This is a genomic window from Achromobacter sp., assembly GCF_049647645.1.
Classification (GTDB): Bacteria; Pseudomonadota; Gammaproteobacteria; order Burkholderiales; family Burkholderiaceae_B; genus Achromobacter.
In genome coordinates this window covers 1-16,485 of the sequence record NZ_JBARYB010000161.1, presented here as the reverse complement: position 1 = coordinate 16,485, position 16,485 = coordinate 1, and the positions used below count along the sequence as shown (strand labels likewise).

At 63.1% G+C, this 16,485-nt stretch carries 15 protein-coding genes; 8 read left to right on the top strand and 7 right to left on the bottom strand.

All coding sequences use genetic code 11. The features are described 5' to 3' along the window. Positions 1-4 precede the first annotated feature (4 nt). Both WBB14_RS19090 and WBB14_RS19085 read left to right on the top strand, forming a co-directional pair. Positions 5-1,324: an MFS transporter gene (locus tag WBB14_RS19090; protein WP_424241221.1), complete on the top strand. Its 1,320-nt coding sequence runs from the start codon at positions 5-7 to the stop codon at positions 1,322-1,324. 18 nt (positions 1,325-1,342) lie between these two features. Further along, positions 1,343-2,860 carry a M81 family metallopeptidase gene (locus WBB14_RS19085; RefSeq protein WP_424241220.1) on the top strand — a complete coding sequence of 506 codons (1,518 nt, stop codon included), beginning with the start codon at positions 1,343-1,345 and terminating at the stop codon, positions 2,858-2,860. A 77-nt stretch (positions 2,861-2,937) separates the two neighbouring features. Here the strand turns inward: WBB14_RS19085 and WBB14_RS19080 are convergent, their stop codons facing one another. From WBB14_RS19080 to rpiB, 4 genes are all read right to left on the bottom strand, one after another. Then, positions 2,938-3,495 (bottom strand): dihydrofolate reductase family protein, encoded by a 558-nt coding sequence (locus WBB14_RS19080; RefSeq protein WP_424241219.1) that lies wholly within the window; start codon positions 3,493-3,495, stop codon positions 2,938-2,940. Between the two features lie 50 nt (positions 3,496-3,545). After that, entirely contained in the window at positions 3,546-3,977 is a 432-nt protein-coding gene (locus WBB14_RS19075) for a hypothetical protein (protein WP_424241218.1), read from the bottom strand. A gap of 153 nt (positions 3,978-4,130) precedes the next feature. Beyond that, positions 4,131-5,351, bottom strand: coding sequence for a hypothetical protein (locus WBB14_RS19070; RefSeq protein WP_424241217.1), 1,221 nt, complete (start codon positions 5,349-5,351; stop codon positions 4,131-4,133). Between the two features lie 77 nt (positions 5,352-5,428). Next, positions 5,429-5,857, bottom strand: coding sequence for a ribose 5-phosphate isomerase B (gene rpiB, locus WBB14_RS19065; RefSeq protein ID WP_424241216.1), 429 nt, complete (start codon positions 5,855-5,857; stop codon positions 5,429-5,431). Between the two features lie 243 nt (positions 5,858-6,100). Here rpiB and WBB14_RS19060 point away from each other — a divergent pair, with 243 nt between their 5' ends. From WBB14_RS19060 to WBB14_RS19050, 3 genes are all read left to right on the top strand, one after another. After that, entirely contained in the window at positions 6,101-6,682 is a 582-nt protein-coding gene (locus WBB14_RS19060; RefSeq protein WP_424241215.1) for a CGNR zinc finger domain-containing protein, read from the top strand. Positions 6,683-6,873: 191 nt separating this feature from the next. Continuing rightward, on the top strand, positions 6,874-7,746 hold the full coding sequence (locus tag WBB14_RS19055; RefSeq protein WP_424241214.1) for an alpha/beta fold hydrolase: 873 nt from the start codon (positions 6,874-6,876) through the stop codon (positions 7,744-7,746). 489 nt (positions 7,747-8,235) lie between these two features. Continuing rightward, positions 8,236-8,409 (top strand): hypothetical protein, encoded by a 174-nt coding sequence (locus WBB14_RS19050; RefSeq protein WP_424241213.1) that lies wholly within the window; start codon positions 8,236-8,238, stop codon positions 8,407-8,409. A gap of 177 nt (positions 8,410-8,586) precedes the next feature. Here WBB14_RS19050 and WBB14_RS19045 read toward each other — a convergent pair whose 3' ends face one another. Then, positions 8,587-9,642 (bottom strand): RNA methyltransferase, encoded by a 1,056-nt coding sequence (locus WBB14_RS19045; protein WP_424241212.1) that lies wholly within the window; start codon positions 9,640-9,642, stop codon positions 8,587-8,589. Positions 9,643-9,756: 114 nt separating this feature from the next. Here WBB14_RS19045 and WBB14_RS19040 point away from each other — a divergent pair, with 114 nt between their 5' ends. Next, positions 9,757-10,704, top strand: coding sequence for a sensor domain-containing diguanylate cyclase (locus tag WBB14_RS19040; RefSeq protein WP_424241211.1), 948 nt, complete (start codon positions 9,757-9,759; stop codon positions 10,702-10,704). Positions 10,705-10,803: 99 nt separating this feature from the next. Here the strand turns inward: WBB14_RS19040 and WBB14_RS19035 are convergent, their stop codons facing one another. Beyond that, positions 10,804-11,664, bottom strand: a complete 861-nt coding sequence (locus WBB14_RS19035; RefSeq protein ID WP_424241210.1) for a DMT family transporter — start codon at positions 11,662-11,664, stop codon at positions 10,804-10,806. 118 nt (positions 11,665-11,782) lie between these two features. Between WBB14_RS19035 and WBB14_RS19030 the strand changes: the two genes are divergently transcribed. Together WBB14_RS19030 and WBB14_RS19025 are read left to right on the top strand one after the other, a co-directional pair. Beyond that, the gene (locus tag WBB14_RS19030; protein ID WP_424241209.1) at positions 11,783-13,168 is read left to right on the top strand and encodes a PLP-dependent aminotransferase family protein; all 1,386 of its coding nucleotides are present in this window, start codon (positions 11,783-11,785) and stop codon (positions 13,166-13,168) included. A 127-nt stretch (positions 13,169-13,295) separates the two neighbouring features. Beyond that, the gene (locus WBB14_RS19025) at positions 13,296-15,707 is read left to right on the top strand and encodes a TonB-dependent siderophore receptor (protein WP_424241208.1); all 2,412 of its coding nucleotides are present in this window, start codon (positions 13,296-13,298) and stop codon (positions 15,705-15,707) included. Between the two features lie 36 nt (positions 15,708-15,743). On the opposite strand, the gene WBB14_RS19020 is transcribed toward WBB14_RS19025, so the two are convergent. Then, a partial coding sequence (locus WBB14_RS19020; protein WP_424241207.1) for a FecR domain-containing protein occupies positions 15,744-16,485 on the bottom strand: 742 nt, incomplete at its 5' end.

The following is a 16,485-nucleotide window of genomic DNA, read 5'->3' as shown; positions in this document are numbered from 1 at the left end:
ACCTGTGAGCGGAAGTGCAACCATCCACGCCGGCCGCGCCGCGCGTCCGGACCAGCAAGCCTTTGAAGATGCGACCTATAGAAAGGTCGCATTGCGGTTCATTCCTTTTCTGATGCTCTGCTACGTGGTCGCGTACCTGGACCGCATCAATATCGGCATCGCCAAGCTGAACATGCTGGCCGACCTGCAGTTCAGCGAGGCCGCCTATGGCCTGGGCGCGGGATTGTTCTTCATCGGCTACATGTTGTTCGAGGTGCCCAGCAATCTGATCATGCACCGCGTGGGCGCGCGGCTCTGGATCGCGCGGATCATGATTTCCTGGGGCATCCTGTCCGGCGTCATGGCCTTCGTCACCGCGCCCTGGCAGTTCTACACGGTGCGCTTTCTGCTGGGCGTGGCCGAGGCCGGCTTCTACCCCGGCGTGATCCTCTACCTGACCTACTGGTTTCCCAATCGCCGCCGCGCCAAGATGACGGCCATTTTCCAGGCCGGCATTCCGGTGGCCGGCCTTATCGGCAATCCGCTGTCGGGCTGGATCATGGAGCGATTCCATCTGGTCGGCGGCCATCCGGGCTGGCAATGGCTGTTCGTGCTGGAAGCGCTGCCCACCATTCCGCTGGCCATCGGAGTGCTGCTGATCCTGACCAACCGCGTTCAGGATGCCACGTGGCTCACGCCGGAACAGCGCAAGCTGATCGAACACGACATCGCCGCCGACAACGCGGGCCGCGAGCACATGCCGCTGCTGCAGGCGCTGCGCGACGCGCGCATCTGGAAAATTGTCGCCATGACTTTTCCGGCAATGATGGCGCTGTACACCCTGGGCTTCTATCTTCCCACCCTGATCAAGGACGCCGGCGCCGAGGGCGGCCTGCGCATCGGCCTGCTGAGCGCGATTCCCTATCTGGTCGCCATGGTGGCCATGATCCTGGTCGGGCGCAGCTCGGACCTGCGCCGCGAACGCCGCTGGCACCTGGTCTTCATCCTGGTGCTGGGCGCGGCGGGACTGATTGCCAGCGTATCCGCAGGCACCAACCTGACGCTGGCCGTCATCTCGCTTTCCGTGGCTGCCGCCGGGATCATCAGCTTCTCTCCCATCATGTGGACGCTGCCCACCGCCTTCCTGGGCGGCGCCACCGCGGCCGCCTCGATCGGCATCATCAACAGCCTGGCCAACCTGGGCGGCTTCGTCAGCCCCTACCTGATAGGCTGGATCCGCGATATCTACCACAGCACCGCGCCCGCCATCTACATCATCGCCGGCTCGCTCCTGGTCAGCGCCCTGATCGCGCTGAGCTTCGATCCCAAGAAAGTCAATCGCTGAAGGCAAGGCACATACACCATGGCACGTACTCAAGCCACTGCGCCGCGACTCGCCGTCGCCGGCCTGATCCATGAAACCAATACCTACGCCGCCGGGTTTGCCGGCCAGACGCCATTGCGCGCATTCGAGCAATACGGCAAGGACGAGATACTGCAAGCCTTCGACAGATCGAATCACCAGGTCGGCGGCTTCATCGAAGGCGCCCGACAGACCGGCGCCGAGCTGGTCTGCACCTTCGTCGGCCAGGCCACGCCCTCGGGCACGATCGAGGCCCAGGCCTATGTCGAGATGAAACGCAGGATCCTGGACGGCATCCACGCCGCCTTGCCGGTGGACGGCGTGTTGCTGGCGCTGCACGGCGCCGGCGTGGCTGACGGCATCGAGGATATCGAGGGCGATCTGTGCCTGGCGGTCCGCGGACTGGTCGGCGCCGATGTGCCCATCGCCGCCGTCTACGACCTGCATGGCAACATGACCGAGGCCATGCGGCAGGCGTGCGACCTGACCTTGCCCTGCAAACTGTATCCGCATACCGACTTTCACGACCGGGCGGTCGAAGCCGTGGCGCTGCTGCTCGATATCATCGACGGCCGGCTGAAACCGGTAACCGTCATGCGCCGCCTGCCCATGCTGCCCTACATCGTCACGACGCAGGAAGGCTTTGTTCCGGCCGAGGTCAACGCCGTGTGCGCCAGGCTGGCCGCGCTGCCTGGCGTCATCGACTGTTCCTGGTTCCACGGCTTTCCGCTTGCGGATATCGCCGCGCCATGCCCGGCCGTGGTCTGCACCACGGCGGGCGACCAGGATCTGGCCGAGCGTTGCGCGGACGAAGTCGCGCAATGGATCTGGGAACACCGGGAGGCGTTCCGGCCATCGTTTCCGAGCCCGGAGCAGGGCGTCGCCATGGCGCTGGCCGCCGAACGCGGCCCCGTCGTCGTCAACGAATATGCGGACAACCCAGGCGGTGGCACGCCTGGCGACGGCACCTATCTGTTGCGCGCCATTCTGGACGCCAAACCCGCGCCCGGCACTTGCTGCTTCGCCTCCATCAACGACGCGTCCGTGGTCGAACAAGCCCGCCAGGCCGGCGTCGGCGCGACCATCAGCGTGTCACTGGGCGCCAAGCAGGGGCGCTTCCAGGGACAGCCGCTGCGGGTGCACGCCTATGTAAAGGCCATCACCGACGGCCGCTTCGTCAATCGCGCGGGCTCGATGTTCGAAGGCGTGAAGTTTGACCTGGGCGCCATGTGCCGCCTGGTCATCCAGGGCGTGGACGTGATCGTTGCCTCGCGCGCCGAGCAGATCTACGACGAAGAGCCTTTCTTTTTGCATGGTGTCGACGTGACGGCCTACAAGCTGATAGCGATCAAAGGCGCCAACCACTTCCGCGCGGGCTATCGCCGGCTTGCGACGCAAATCATTTCTGTGGATAGCGTGGGCTTGAGCACGGCCGCCATCACCTCGTTTCCGCGCGAACGGCTGGTGGGCGAATATTGGCCGCTGGCGGACATCGCCGGGTACGAGCCGCAAAATTAGCGGCGCAGTGCCGGGGCCACCGACATCCACAGGTGAAGGCGGCCCAGGCCGGTTCTGAAGAAAGTGCGTGGCAGGCGCTATTGCGCCGCGCTGTACTCAAGCGCGTAGCGGCTCTGCACGAAGCCGAAAGGATAGGCCACGGTCGCCGCATGCCGCAGGGCCACGTCCGCCGCCAGTTCACCAAACAGCCGCCGTCCGCCGCCGATCAGCACGGGGATCACCGTGATGGTGATGCCGTTCAGCAACCCTGCCTGGATGAAGGACTGCACCGTCTTGCCGCCGTCGATATACAGGCTCTTGCAACCGTCCGCGCCGGCTCGCTGTAGCAATTCCTCCAGCGAGCCGCCGTGCAGCCGGACCGAAGGCGGCGCGCTCGCCGGCAGGCTGGCCATGCTGCGGCTCAGCACATAGACCGGCATGTCGCCGTAAGGCCATTCGGGAAACGACGCGACCTTCTCGAACGTGGCGCGGCCCATCACCAGCGCGTCCACCGTCTTCATATATGCGCCATAGCCGCAGTCCTCGCCCGCGGGCACGGTCTGGTTGGCGCTATCCAGCCAGTCCAGGCCGCCGTCCTCGCGGGAGATGTAGCCGTCCAGGCTGGTTGCGATGAATGATGAGCAATGCAGTGCCATGGCGCGCGGATCCTGTCGGTTGAAAAGTACAGACGGGCGATTATCTACGATTACTTGCCGAAGTACTTTTTGAACCAGGGCTGCTCTTCGTAGGGGGATTGCTGACCGCTGCTCAGCCGGCATAGCTTCGATGAGTTGGCATCGGCGGCGGCCCTGCTTTTACCGACCAGCGTCCAGCTCTTCGATTCGGGATTGTTGAATACCTCCATTTCCCATGACGCGTTCGTCGCCGTAATACCCGTAGGCGCCTGCTTAGCGATATTGATGAGCGCACTTTTGACGCGAAAGCCATAATCGCAGACGGGCTCCTTATAGAGGCCGATCTCATCGCGATCGCGTTCCCATTCTGCCGCCTGGGCGGGATATCCGGCGGCAAGAATGCTGAATGTCATGGTAAGCAGGACGGGCCTGCAAAGTGTTATCGGCATCGCTGTGCGCTCCACACGTTCGAATCGTCGTGCGATTTTTTGCGCCGAGTTCATCGGCGGTCAAGCGTCCTTAGGGATGAAACAGAAGGGATGAGACCGCCGGCTTTGCTGAACCGTTCGGGGAGGGCGTGGGCGCAGGCATGCATGCGATGGTGCCGGCAGGCGGTGGGTCGATCAGGGGTGGCGAAAGCGGATGGCTTTTTTCGCTCATTCGATTGCCAGATACGCCTTCCCGCCCGGTTTCAGATAAGGCGCCAGATCCTTGAACGGCACGCTGGCATGCGTGCCCAGGCAAGCGCCCGCGGCATGGCCCACCCCTGATACGGCCAGGCTCAGCGCGCCGGGCGCCTGGATGCCCAATGCCAGATAGTCGGGCCAGAGATCCGCGCAGTCTTCCAGGTTGGGATGCGCCTCGGATTGCGGAGCTTCCGTTCCCGCCTCGACCGCCTGTTTCATCAACCCAAGCAGGGCAGGGCTCTTCTCGCCGCCGAAGCTGCGCTTGCCCGGCACGTACGCGTCGAACACGCGATTCCAGTCCAGGTACTCGCCGCGCAGCAGATCGTAGGTGTAGGGCTCGAAATGGTTGTAGGGATGCGCCCCGCCGCAGTCCAGGCTGCCCGACTCGGTCACCGTCATCAGCGCGCGCGACAGCCAGGTGACGTTCACCGCTTCCTCATCAAAGCCGCCCAGCGTGCCAGCGCCGGGATTGCCGCTGGTGTAGGCCGACGCCATGCAATCCAGCGCGCCCAGGTTCTTTTGCCAATGGCGCTGTTCCAGCAGATAGTTGGTGCGCTGCAGGACCTGCGCATCGGGATGCCGGCTCAGCCTCGGGTAAAGGAACTTGGTGCGCGGGTCGCGCCACATTCGATAGGCCACGGCGCCGTCGCCGATCTCTTTGCCGACGGGCTGGGCGTGTCCGGCCAGCTTCAGCGTCTGGTAGGGCGCGCGGGCGGCGTTGATGCCTGCCTGGATGTCTATGTCGCCGAGATTGACCTGACTGGCGCGGGCCTGCTTGCGGTCCTGCTCCAGTCGGTCCGTGTCGTACTGGGCGACCTGCTTCAGGTCGAAGCGGCGTTGCTTGCCGGTGCTGGTGTCGGTCCAGAGGCCGCGGTAGCCGTTGGCGTCGCGCGTGCCTTGCCAGCTTGCGGCTTGGTCCGTTGGCTTGGAAGCCGGCGTGCCTCCCGGGTGGGGCCTCGGTTCGAAGAGTTCCTCGGCTGTACCTTGCAGGGGGATGTCCACGCCGTGCTTCGCGTAGAAGTAGCGGCCGGTCAATCTGCCGTTGGCCGCCGCTTCGGTGTCCAGTTCCAGCACGATGTCGCCGGCGCCTTGCAGTGTTCCGGTGTAGACGGTGCGGGGCGTGGCGCAGGCCTGCGTGGCCGAAAGGGACAGGACGGCAAGCGCAAGTACGGTGCGGACGTTATGGTGCATACGGAACGGTGGGAGAAGCATAAAGGGACCGGAAACAGGATATAGGGCTTGCGGCTTTCGGGCAGACCGTTGAAAGGTCAGCCTGCCTTGCTCAGCATGTCGATGCGCCGCTGATGGCGCGCGCCTTCAAAGGGCGTGTCCAGGAAAGCGCTGACACACTCGCGCGCGACCTCGATTCCTATGATTCTGCTTCCAAGCGCCAATACGTTCGCATCGTTATGTTGGCGGCTCAGGCGAGCCATGGTGGCGTTCGTGCACAAGGCGGCTCTTGCGGCAGGGAAACGATTGACGGCAATCGAAATGCCTATGCCCGAGCCGCAAATCACGATGCCTTTCTGGACTCTGCCGTCCGTGATGGCCTTGCCCATTGCAAAGCCAAAAGCGGGGTAGTCGACCGAGTCGTCGCTGTGGGTTCCGAGGTCTAGCCAATCGACGTACTCGAAGGCCTTCTTTAGTTTTTCCTTCAGTTCGAATCCGGCGTGGTCGGAGGCAATCGCGATTTGCATGCTATTTCACCTATGCGGAATGGGCGGTGCGAGGCTTGGGGGAGATCGGAGAAATGGCGTCGCAGTAAAAACTACCGAGCGGAATTGTAGTTTGCAGGCACGCCGGAACGCATCGTTGCCACGGAATCGCGGGTGAGGACAGTAAAACTGCAAACCTCGCAGACGAGGACCTACGCCGCAGCGCCTTTTTGCTGTAACTTGATAGCTGCAAATTAAGTGGTTACATTCTGTGTGGAGAATCCCATGACCACCACTACCCCCAAGCCCGAGTTCCGCCTGCTGGGCGATGACGCGGCACTAGATCTGATCAACACCGTCGAACAATCCGACGATGGCCCGCTTGACCGCCTGCAGTCGGACGACGATGTGCGGGCTTGGCTGGACGCCGCGGGCTTCGCGCCCGCCCGGCGCATGGCGCCCAAGGGCCTGCTCGAATCCGCACGGACCTTGCGCGAGACCGTGCGCGCGTTGGTCGCCCAAAGAAAGGCAGGATTGCCGCTCAAGCCCAATGCGCTCAACCAGGCGCTCGCTGCCGGCGGCAGTCATCTTGAGCTGGCGATGGCGGCGGGCGCGCCGAGCCTGGCACGCCGCTATGACACGGCTACCCCTGATCAATGGCTGCTTCCCGCCGCGGAGGCCGCCGCTGAATTGCTCGTGCATGGAGATTTCGAGCTGGTGCGCAAATGCGAAAGCCCGCTCTGTTCCCTTTGGTTCTACGATCGCACGCGATCCCATCGTCGCAGGTGGTGCAGCATGGCGCTTTGCGGCAATCGCCATAAGGTGGCGGCCTTTCGCCAAAGGGAAGCTCAGGACGCGGCTTCCTGAGCGTTTGCTTGCCCATCCATCCGGCCGCCCTGGCCGGATTTTTTTCGAATGAGCATCTCCTGGCCATAGTTTTCATCTATTTAGGTAACCATTAAAACTTGAATTGACGGGTTACTTAAAAAGAGAAAGAATGGCTCGAACGGCCTGTAGGAATTCGGCCAATGATCCAGTCCTTGACCACGGAGATCGTCATGTCCAGCACCCCTGAAAGCCAGATCCAAACGCGTCGAACGGAAGCCGACGGCCTGAATTTTTTCTATCGTGTAGCGGGCGATCCCAATGCGCCTGTGCTGCTGCTTCTGCACGGGTTCCCCAGTTCCTCGCATCAATTCCGCAACCTGATCCCGCTTCTGGCTACGCGTTTTCGCGTGGTTGCCCCGGATCTGCCCGGCTTCGGTTTCACCGAAGTGCCCGAGGCGCGTGGCTATCGGTACACGTTCGATGACCTGGCCGTATCGCTCGGCGCTTTCGTCGATGCGTTGGGCCTGAAGCGCTATGCGATGTTCGTCTTCGACTATGGCGCGCCCGTCGGGTTGCGCCTGGCGCTTGCCCACCCCGAGCGGGTGACCGGCCTGGTCTCGCAGAATGGCAACGCTTATCTCGAGGGCCTGGGCGATGCCTGGGCGCCAGTCCGTGCCTACTGGGCAGAGCCGAACTCGGCCAATCGCCAGGTCATCGCGGACGCCGTGCTGAACTTCGAGGGGACCAAGTGGCAATACGTGCATGGCGTCGCCAATCCGGACGACGTGGCGCCGGAAAGCTACACGCTCGATGCCGCGCTGCTTGAGCGGCCGGGCAACAAGGAAATCCAGCTCGATCTATTTCTGGACTATGCCAATAACCTGAAGCGGTATCCTGATTTCCAGGCCTTCTTCCGCTCGGCGAAGATCCCGACGCTGGCCATCTGGGGCCGCAACGACCCATTCTTCATTCCGCCTGGCGCCGAGGCGTTCAAACGGGACAATCCGGACGCGCAGGTTGAATTGCTGGATACCGGACACTTTGCGCTGGAAACGCATGCGGCGTATATCGGGCGCAGGATGATCGAGGTACTGGCGCCTTGAGGGAGTCTGGAAGGGATGGAAAATTTTAGTCATGGCATCATGGCTACCCAGAGATCTACCGGCTCCGCAATACATAAAAGCCCCGGCCGAGTTCTCCGTGTCGGCGCTTTCGCTTGCGTGCGGGTTCAGTGAGCAAGCTGGACCTACAAATCGAACAATTCAACAATTTGTACGGAGCTTGGCGGTAGAATTTGACTGTCTATAGGGTGAATGACGCTCACACTCCCCACTCCCAACCTCTTTCAGCGTTGCTTTTTCAAGCAGCCATTAGACAAAGGCACGGGAAAAAACCCTTGAGTTCTGTCCGTGGCGCCTGCTGATGGCGCTCGCCACGCTGAGTTTATCGGGGTGCGGAGAGTCGGTGTTCTTCAAGCCTAGAGCGCAAGGTGAAATCGAGCAGCGTGATCTCACATGCGTCGGAATCAGGCTGACGTTTTTCGTGCCCTCCAGGGCTATCTTTTTTTGTCTTTGCCTGGCCACGAGTAGTAAATGAAGCTGCTGAAGCAGCATCTTGAGGAAATGATGAATTTTTGGGTCCCTTTAGTCTTCGGTACGTTCAAGCTCCTCGTGTTGGGCACGGGCATGTTTCTTGCCATCAAGTCTCATCGCGATGGAGAAAAAAAGGAGAAGGAAGAGAAGGAAAAGGAGATGAAAGCAACGTAGTGGAGACCTCGTTGCTATTGGGGACATCCTGATCGAGGTATTCGATGCCGTGGGGGCAGGCGTGTCAGATGCTCTCGTCCATATCGTCGAGTACCTCCAGTGTGTCGGCAGAGGCCAGCAGTCGAGAGCGGAATTCTCGAAAAGGTTGCCCACGGCCAGGGAGCGGATGTCCCCGGCCTAGGCGGCTTCAGGCCTTGCCGTGCGCTTTCTGCGCAGCTCGACCACCTGTGCTGTGCCAACAGCCCGAGCGCGCAGCTGGCCACAGCCCCCGTCCACATCCTGCCCGGCGCTATTTCTCACCTTGGTCAGCACGCCACGGCTTTGCAAAGAGCGGACGATCTCGCGGATGCGCTCGCTATCGGGGCGCTGGTAGTCATCCCCTTCGAGGCTATTGAAGGGAATGACGTTGAGCACGCCGTACTTGCCCTTGAGCAGACGCACGACGGCATCGAGTTCGTCGTCGCCGTCGTTGATGCCCTTGAGCAGGGTCCATTGATACTGGATCGGATAGTCGGTGTCGCGGGCGTATCGCTCGCCTAGTTCGATCAGTTCTTCCGGCGCAATCTTCGGCGCACGCGGCAGCAGGTGTGCGCGCAGTTCGGCCTTGGTCGTGTGCAGCGACAGCGCCAGCGCGGGCTTGACGCGTTGCTGCGGCAGGGCTTCGAACACGCGCAGGTCGCCCACGGTGGAGAACACCAGATTCTTGTGGCCGATATTGCCCTCGGTGCCGAGCAGATCGATTGCTTCGAGCACGTTGTCGAGGTTGTGCGCCGGTTCACCCATGCCCATGAAGACGACTTTCTTCACCTCGCGCAGACGCCGGGCCAGCACGACCTGGGCGAGGATTTCCATGCTCGTGACCTGGCGGATCAGGCCGCTCTTGCCGGTCATGCAGAAGCGGCAGCCGACTGCGCAGCCGACCTGGGTGGAGACGCACAGTCCGTCGCGCGGCAACAGCACGCTTTCCACCATCTGCCCGTCGGCGAGTTCGACCAGCAAGCGCGAGCCGTCGTTGCCGGCGTGTTCGGAGCGAACGCGGGCCAAGCCGTCCAGTTCCGCCGTCAAGGCGGGTACGGCGTCGCGCAGCGCGAGAGGCAGAAAGTGCTCGGCGCTCCGTCGTCGCGTGCCGGTGTCGAGTGCTTGCCCTTTCAGCCAGACGCGCAGGACCCGGCCACGATGGACGGGCAGGGCGCCGAGAGCGGCGAGGCGTTGGTCGAAGTCGGAGTAGCGCATGGGGGGCGCATTTTACCCTGCCCATGAAATGGGCTGTCGGACAGTAGATGGTCTCCGCGGCTGACAAGTTCAGGCTAAAGTGCGTGGTTCATGGGGACCGGAGGTGGATTGGGTATGTCCGACGAAAGCACGCTTCTTGATGACAGCGCGGTGTACAGAACCTTGCTGGAGTCGACCAAGGCAATTCCCTGGAAGATCGATTGGGCCACCAAGAAGTTCGCCTATATCGGTCCGCAGATCGAGGCGTTGCTGGGCTGGAACGCAGAAAGCTGGGTGAGCGTGGAGGACTGGGCCATGCGCATGCACCCAGAGGACCGCGAGGCCGTGGTGAATTTTTGCGTCAGCCAATCCCAGGCCGGCGTCGACCATGAGGCAGACTACCGGGCGCTGACCAGGGACAACGGCTACGTCTGGATCCGCGACGTTGTGCACGTGGTGCGTAATGGCAGCGGCGAAGTCGAAGCGCTGATCGGCTTCATGTTTGACATCACCGAACGCAAGAAGACCGAGGAAAAGCTGCTGAGCTTGCAGAAAGAGCTGGAGGTCCTGTCCTTCAAGGATAGCTTGACGAATATTGCCAACCGGCGCCGCTTCGATACTGGCTTTGAATTGGAGTGGGAGCGCGCGCGCAGCGATCGTCAGCCCCTGTCCGTATTGTTGTTGGACGTTGATTTTTTCAAGCAGTACAACGATTTATATGGGCACACCCAGGGTGACCATTGTTTGGTGGATATCGCCCAGACGCTGAGTTTGGCGCTGGACGGCCCTCGCGACATCGTTGCGCGTTACGGGGGGGAGGAGTTTGTCGTGCTGCTGCCTGAAGCCGATGCCGGGGCGGCGCGGAGAGTCGCGGAACGCTGCCAGCGATTGCTTCAGAAGAAAGCCATTGTGCACGCCTTGTCGCCGCATGGCAGGCGCGTGACTGTCAGCATCGGCGCAGGCACAGTGCTGCCGCATGAGCGGTTGGACCGTGCAGGATTCATCAAAGCCGTAGACCAGCAGCTGTATCTGGCCAAGAACAACGGGCGGGACCGCGTGGAACACGTGCAGTTGGAGCCCTGAGCACGAGCTGCGCATGTACAAGGATCCTGATTGGAATGCCTTGTCGGGATTGCAGGCCGAAGGATCAGACCGGATTCATTGATGGACGCCTGTCTATTCCTACGCATACCTCTTCGCACCCGCCACGCAAACCACCGCAGCCAGTGTCACGATCAGCATCGTCCAGCTGACGTTCTCATGCAGCAGCACAGCCGCCAATCCCAGCCCCATGAACGGCTGGAACAGTTGCAACTGCCCCACCGCCGCAATTCCGCCCTGCGCCAGGCCGCGATACCAGAACACAAACCCGATAAGCATGCTGAACAGCGACACGTAGGCGAAACCTATCCACGCCGGCGTGCCGACGTGTTCGAACGTGGCAGGCATGGTCAGGAACGCGATGGGCAGCATGATGGGCAAGGATAGCGCCAAGGCCCAGCTGATGACCTGCCAGCCCCCCAGCCTGCGGGAGAGTTTGGCGCCTTCGGCGTAGCCCAGGCCGCAAACGATGATGGCGGCGAGCATGAGCAGGTCGCCCGTGGGCGAGGCTTCCAGGCCGCCCCAGGCGGCATAGCCTGCAACGCAGGCGGCGCCGACGATGGAGAACATCCAGAACGGCGGACGCGGACGCTCGCCGCCGCGCAGGACTGCGAAGATGGCGGTGCTTAGCGGCAGCAAGCCCAGGAAGACGATGGAGTGTGCCGAGGTGACGTGCTGCAAGGCGAGGGCCGTCAACAGGGGGAATCCGACGACCACGCCCAATGCGGTCAGTGCCAGGGAAGGGATATCGGACAGGGAAGGCCGGGGTTGGCGCAGCAGCATCAGGAGCGTCAATCCGAGCAGACCGGCGATGCCGGCTCGCGCGCAGGTCAGGAAGATGGGATCCAGGTCCGCGACGGCGACCCGGGTTGCCGGCAGGGAGCCCGCGAAGATCACTACGCCGATAAAACCGTTTACCCAGCCGCTGGTGGCCTTTTCCATCTGAAGCTCCTTGATACCGGGCGTCAGTACAGCATGGCGACCGATCTGGGTCCACGCACAATCCAGTACAATTTTACGGAACTGTTAGGTAATAAATACCAGTACGGCGAAGAATTCAATGGCGCGCGGCGGCACTCTCATCAAGAAGGTCATGGGCGAGATCCAGGGGCGGATCGCTGCGCGCACGGCTTTGCCTGGCGCTCGCCTGCCTTCGGTCAGAATGCAGGCCAAGATGCTGGACGTGTCGGTTTCCACGGTGGTGGAAGCCTACGAACGGCTGGCGGCCGAGGGTGTGCTGGTGTCGCGTCCCGGGTCGGGGTTCTATGTGGCCGGGCCCGTGGCGCCGTTGGCGCTTACCGAGATGGGGCCGAAGCTCGACCGGGAAGTGGATCCGCTCTGGGTATCGCGCCAGTCGCTGGCGGCGGATGCGGACACCTTGCGACCGGGTTGCGGGTGGCTGCCGGTCAGCTGGATGTACGAGGAAGGGCTGCGGCGCGCCATGCGCGGCATGGCGCGGGCCGAGGCCGCGGAACTGACCGAGTATGGGACTCCGCTGGGCCACGCGCCCTTGAGGCAACTGTTGGCGCGGCGGATGGCGGGCATGGGCATAGAGGCCGGGCCGGAGCAGATCATGCTGACCGATTCTGGAACCCAGTCCATCGACCTGATCCTGCGCTTCCTGCTGGAACCGGGAGACACGGTGCTGGTGGACGATCCTTGCTATTTCAACTTCCATGCGCTGTTGAAGGCGCATCGCGTCAAGGCGGTGGGGGTGCCCTATACGCCGAACGGTCCGGATGTCCGGGCGTTTGAAGCGGCGCTGCGCCAGCATTCGCCGCGTCTCTACATCACGAACTCAGGCATACACAATCCGACGGGGGCTACCTTGTCGCCCTTGGTCGCGCATCGCCTGTTGAAGCTGGCGGACGATTCCGAGCTGGTCATCGTCGAGGACGACATCTTCGCGGATTTCGAGAACACGCCCGCGCCGCGCCTGGCGGCGTTCGACGGGCTGTCCCGGGTCATACACATCGGCAGCTTTTCGAAGACGGTGTCGGCGTCGGTGCGCTGCGGATACATCGCGGTGCGGTCCGACTGGGTTGAAGGCCTGACCGACCTGAAAGTCGCCACGACCTTTGGCGGTAGCCGGCTGGCGGCCGACATCATCTTCAGGACCCTGACGGGCAGCGGCTACCGCAGGCACATGGAAGCGACCCGGCTGCGCCTGACGCAGCAGATGGACAAGACCGCCGCCAAGCTTCAGAAGCTGGGCATCAAGCCATGGCTGACGCCACGCGCGGGGATGTTCCTGTGGTGCCGTTTGCCCGAGGGCAAGGATGCCGCCACCGTGGCCCGGTCATGCCTCAAGGAGGGCGTGGTGGTGGCGCCTGGCAACGCGTTCAGCCCATCCCTGGCTGCCGGGGATTTCCTGCGGTTCAATGTTGCGCAGTCCACGGACGAACGAGTTTTTACGGTGCTGGCCAAGGCGCTGAATGCGGCTTGATGCTTGGGTGACGCCGGTAGCCGGCGCGTCGCCAGCCCGCATTTCCGAAATGTTTTCCTGACCCCTGATACTTTTTGCTTTCTCAACTGGCATAGCAACTATCCACCCAGTTCGAGAGGCTATTTCCATGCATTTCCCCTCCATCCGACGCCGCCGCGCGATTTCCATGGCTGTGCTGGCCGGCACCTTGACCGCGGGCGCGGTCCACGGGCAGGGCGCTTCTGCGCCCGCTGCCGTACAAGCACGTCAGGTTTATGACATTCCGCCCGGTCCGCTGGGCAAGGCCATCGCGAGCTTCGCGCTGGCGTCGGGGATTTCGCTGGCCTTCGAACCGTCCTGGACGGACGGTTTGCAAAGCCCGGGTGTTTCAGGCGAGTTGAACCGGGCCGAGGCGGCGCGGCGCGTGCTGGCGGGCAGCGGCTTGGAGATGGCGTCGCGCGCCGATGGCAGCTACACCTTACGCAAGGGTATGTCGGACGCGGCGACGCTCCCGGCGATCACCGTGACGGGCGCGGCGGGCTACTCGGGCGTGAATCCGTATCTGGTCGGCAACGCGACTTCCGCGACCAAGACGGCGACGCCCTTGATGGAAACGACACAGTCGATCTCGGTGGTGACACAGGAGCGCATGACGGTGCAGGGCGCGCAGACGGTGAGCGATGCGCTGAGCTACACGGCGGGCGTCTATGCCAACGTGGCGGGAGACAATCCCACCGACAACACGCTGATGGTGCGCGGCTTCCAGCAGATTTCCACCAACGCCTATACGGACGGTTTGCGCAATAGCAATACCGGGTATTTCGCGCCGGAGCCTTTTGGCATGGACCGCATCGAGGTGCTGAAAGGACCGTCGTCGGTGATGTACGGGCAGGGCTCGCCGGGCGGCATCATCAATTTCGTGTCGAAGCGGCCTTTGTTCGAGTCGCATCGCGAGGTCGGGCTGTCCACGGGCAGCCATGACCGGATCCAGGGTTCGATGGACATCGGCGACGTGATCGATGAGCCGGGCACGCTGGCCTACCGCCTGGTCGCGCTGGGCCGCAACGCAGATAGCAGTATCGACGGCGTGCCGGACGACCGCATATACGTGGCGCCCAGCCTGACCTGGGCGCCCAGCGCACGAACTTCCGTGACGCTGCTGGCCTCATACCAGCGCAACCGCAACCTGTTCACCAGCAACCTGCCGTATTCGGTGCTGGACGGCTCCAACCCCAACGGCAGGGTGCCGCGGCACCGCTCGCTGAATCAGCCCGGCTTCGACAAGGAGCAGGGCGAACTCACCAACATCGGCTACGAGCTTAGCCACGCGTTTTCGGATACGTGGACTTTCCAGCAGAATTTCCGCTATGGCCATTTCAAGGGCTACGAGGATCAGCTGTTCCGCAACAGCGGCGTGATCAATGGCACGGACATTGCGCGCTACTACCAGCTGCGCGACTACGACAGCGACACGTACTCCGTGGATAACCGGCTGGTGGGCAAGTTTGCGACCGGCGCGCTGGACCATACCTTGCTGGTCGGGCTGGACTATCAGTACAGCAAGCGCACCGCGGATACACAGACGGGCAATGCGCCGCCGATCAATATCTATCATCCGGTGCGGGTCAGCATCGACACTTCCCGCTATACCTCGCTGCTCAGCACCGACGAAAGCAGCCGCCAGTTGGGCGTGTACCTGCAGGACCAGGTCAAGCTGGACCAGTGGGTAGCCACGCTGGCTGGCCGCTATGACTGGGTCAATCAGCGCACCACCAATGTGCTGCGGGACGCGCGCACGGACACGGCGGCGGAGGACTTCACGGGCCGCGCCGGACTGGGCTATGCCTTCCAGAGCGGCTTCTTTCCCTATGTGAGCTATAGCGAGTCCTTCTCGCCGCTGACGGGCACGGATATCAACGGCGCGCAGTTCAAACCCGAGAAGGCCAAGCAGTACGAGGTGGGCGTGAAGTACCAGGCGCCGGGCTCGGACAGCTATGTGACGCTGGCGGCGTTCGATCTGCGGCGCCAGAATGTGTTGACCGCCAATCCGCAGAACACCTCGTTCAGCGTGCAGGAAGGGGAGGTGACCTCGCGCGGTATCGAGCTGGAAGGCGTGCTGCGTCCAGTGCGGGGGCTGAACGTGATCGCCTCCTACACCTACAACCACGTGGAAGTGACCAAGGACAACCCCAATTTCGCGGGCCTGAGCAACAAGGGCAAGGCGCCGGTGCGCGTGCCCAGGCATCTGTTGTCCTTGTGGACCGACTACACCTTGTCCAGCGGCGTGCTCGAGGGATTGACGCTGGGGGCGGGTGTGCGCTACACGGGGTCCACCTTTGGCGACGCGCAGAATACGTTCAAGGTGCCGGCCTACACGCTAGTGGACGCCATGGTGGGCTATGACTTCGGCCGCGCCAATCCGTCGTTGCGTGGCTTGAGCGCGTCGGTCAACGTGCGAAACCTGACGGACAAGTACTACGTGGCGGGCTGCTTCCTGAACAATGCCTGCTTGCTGGGTGCGGGGCGCAGCGTGATCGCCAACGTGTCGTACAAGTGGTGAAGGCGCTGGCGGGCTGCGGTTTGCGTCCCGCCGCCTTCAGGCCGGGATTACCGTGATCCAGTAGCCGCCCAGGCGCGAGGCGACCGTCACCGGATAGGTGGCGGCCAGCATCGCCAATGAGCGGTCGGTGTCCGCGAGCGGGAAGGTGCCTGACACGCGCAACGCGGCGACGGCGGGATCGCAACGTGTGACGCCCTTGCGGTAGCGCGCCAGCTCGGCTACCAGCGCGCCCAGCGGCATGCCGTCGGCCAGGAGCATGCCGCGCGTCCAGGCCATGGCGCTCGGATCCAGCTGGGCTGCGGCTTCAATGCGGCGCGCCGAGAAGGCTGTCTGCTGGCCAGCGTTCAGGACCAGCGTGTCGTGTGCCGTGGCGATGCGCACGGCGCCTTCCTGCACGGCAAGACGTGTCCCGTCATCCTGCAGCCGCACCGTGAACCGGGTGCCCAGCGCCCGCAGCCTGCCGTCGCGCGTGTGGACCTCGAAGGGGCGCGGGTCGGCAGCCGTCTCGATATAGATATCTCCGGCGCGCAGCAGGACGATGCGCTGATTGGCGTCGTAACGTACGTCGATGGCGGAGGCGGTGTCCAGCGTCAGACGAGTGCCGTCATCGAGGCGGATCTCGCGGCGTTCGCCGGTGGCGCTGCGATAGTCAGCGGCCCAGCCCTCGGCTTCCGACCAGCGCCAGGCGCCCCAGACAGCGGGCGCCACCGCCAGCAGGGCAGCCAGTTTGGCCAGGGCCGCGCGGCGCGAGCCGGGACGATCCAGCGCCGGCATGGCC

Excerpts from the sequence above, each read along its gene's own strand:
- WBB14_RS19085 (WP_424241220.1), top strand. The coding sequence starts at position 1,343 with ATGGCACGTACTCAAGCCACTGCGCCGCGACTCGCCGTCGCCGGCCTG.
- WBB14_RS19080 (WP_424241219.1), bottom strand. The coding sequence starts at position 3,495 with ATGGCACTGCATTGCTCATCATTCATCGCAACCAGCCTGGACGGCTAC.
- WBB14_RS19075 (WP_424241218.1), bottom strand. The coding sequence starts at position 3,977 with ATGAACTCGGCGCAAAAAATCGCACGACGATTCGAACGTGTGGAGCGC.
- WBB14_RS19070 (WP_424241217.1), bottom strand. The coding sequence starts at position 5,351 with ATGCACCATAACGTCCGCACCGTACTTGCGCTTGCCGTCCTGTCCCTT.
- rpiB (WP_424241216.1), bottom strand. The coding sequence starts at position 5,857 with ATGCAAATCGCGATTGCCTCCGACCACGCCGGATTCGAACTGAAGGAA.
- WBB14_RS19060 (WP_424241215.1), top strand. The coding sequence starts at position 6,101 with ATGACCACCACTACCCCCAAGCCCGAGTTCCGCCTGCTGGGCGATGAC.
- WBB14_RS19055 (WP_424241214.1), top strand. The coding sequence starts at position 6,874 with ATGTCCAGCACCCCTGAAAGCCAGATCCAAACGCGTCGAACGGAAGCC.
- WBB14_RS19050 (WP_424241213.1), top strand. The coding sequence starts at position 8,236 with ATGAAGCTGCTGAAGCAGCATCTTGAGGAAATGATGAATTTTTGGGTC.
- WBB14_RS19045 (WP_424241212.1), bottom strand. The coding sequence starts at position 9,642 with ATGCGCTACTCCGACTTCGACCAACGCCTCGCCGCTCTCGGCGCCCTG.
- WBB14_RS19040 (WP_424241211.1), top strand. The coding sequence starts at position 9,757 with ATGTCCGACGAAAGCACGCTTCTTGATGACAGCGCGGTGTACAGAACC.
- WBB14_RS19035 (WP_424241210.1), bottom strand. The coding sequence starts at position 11,664 with ATGGAAAAGGCCACCAGCGGCTGGGTAAACGGTTTTATCGGCGTAGTG.
- WBB14_RS19030 (WP_424241209.1), top strand. The coding sequence starts at position 11,783 with ATGGCGCGCGGCGGCACTCTCATCAAGAAGGTCATGGGCGAGATCCAG.
- WBB14_RS19025 (WP_424241208.1), top strand. The coding sequence starts at position 13,296 with ATGCATTTCCCCTCCATCCGACGCCGCCGCGCGATTTCCATGGCTGTG.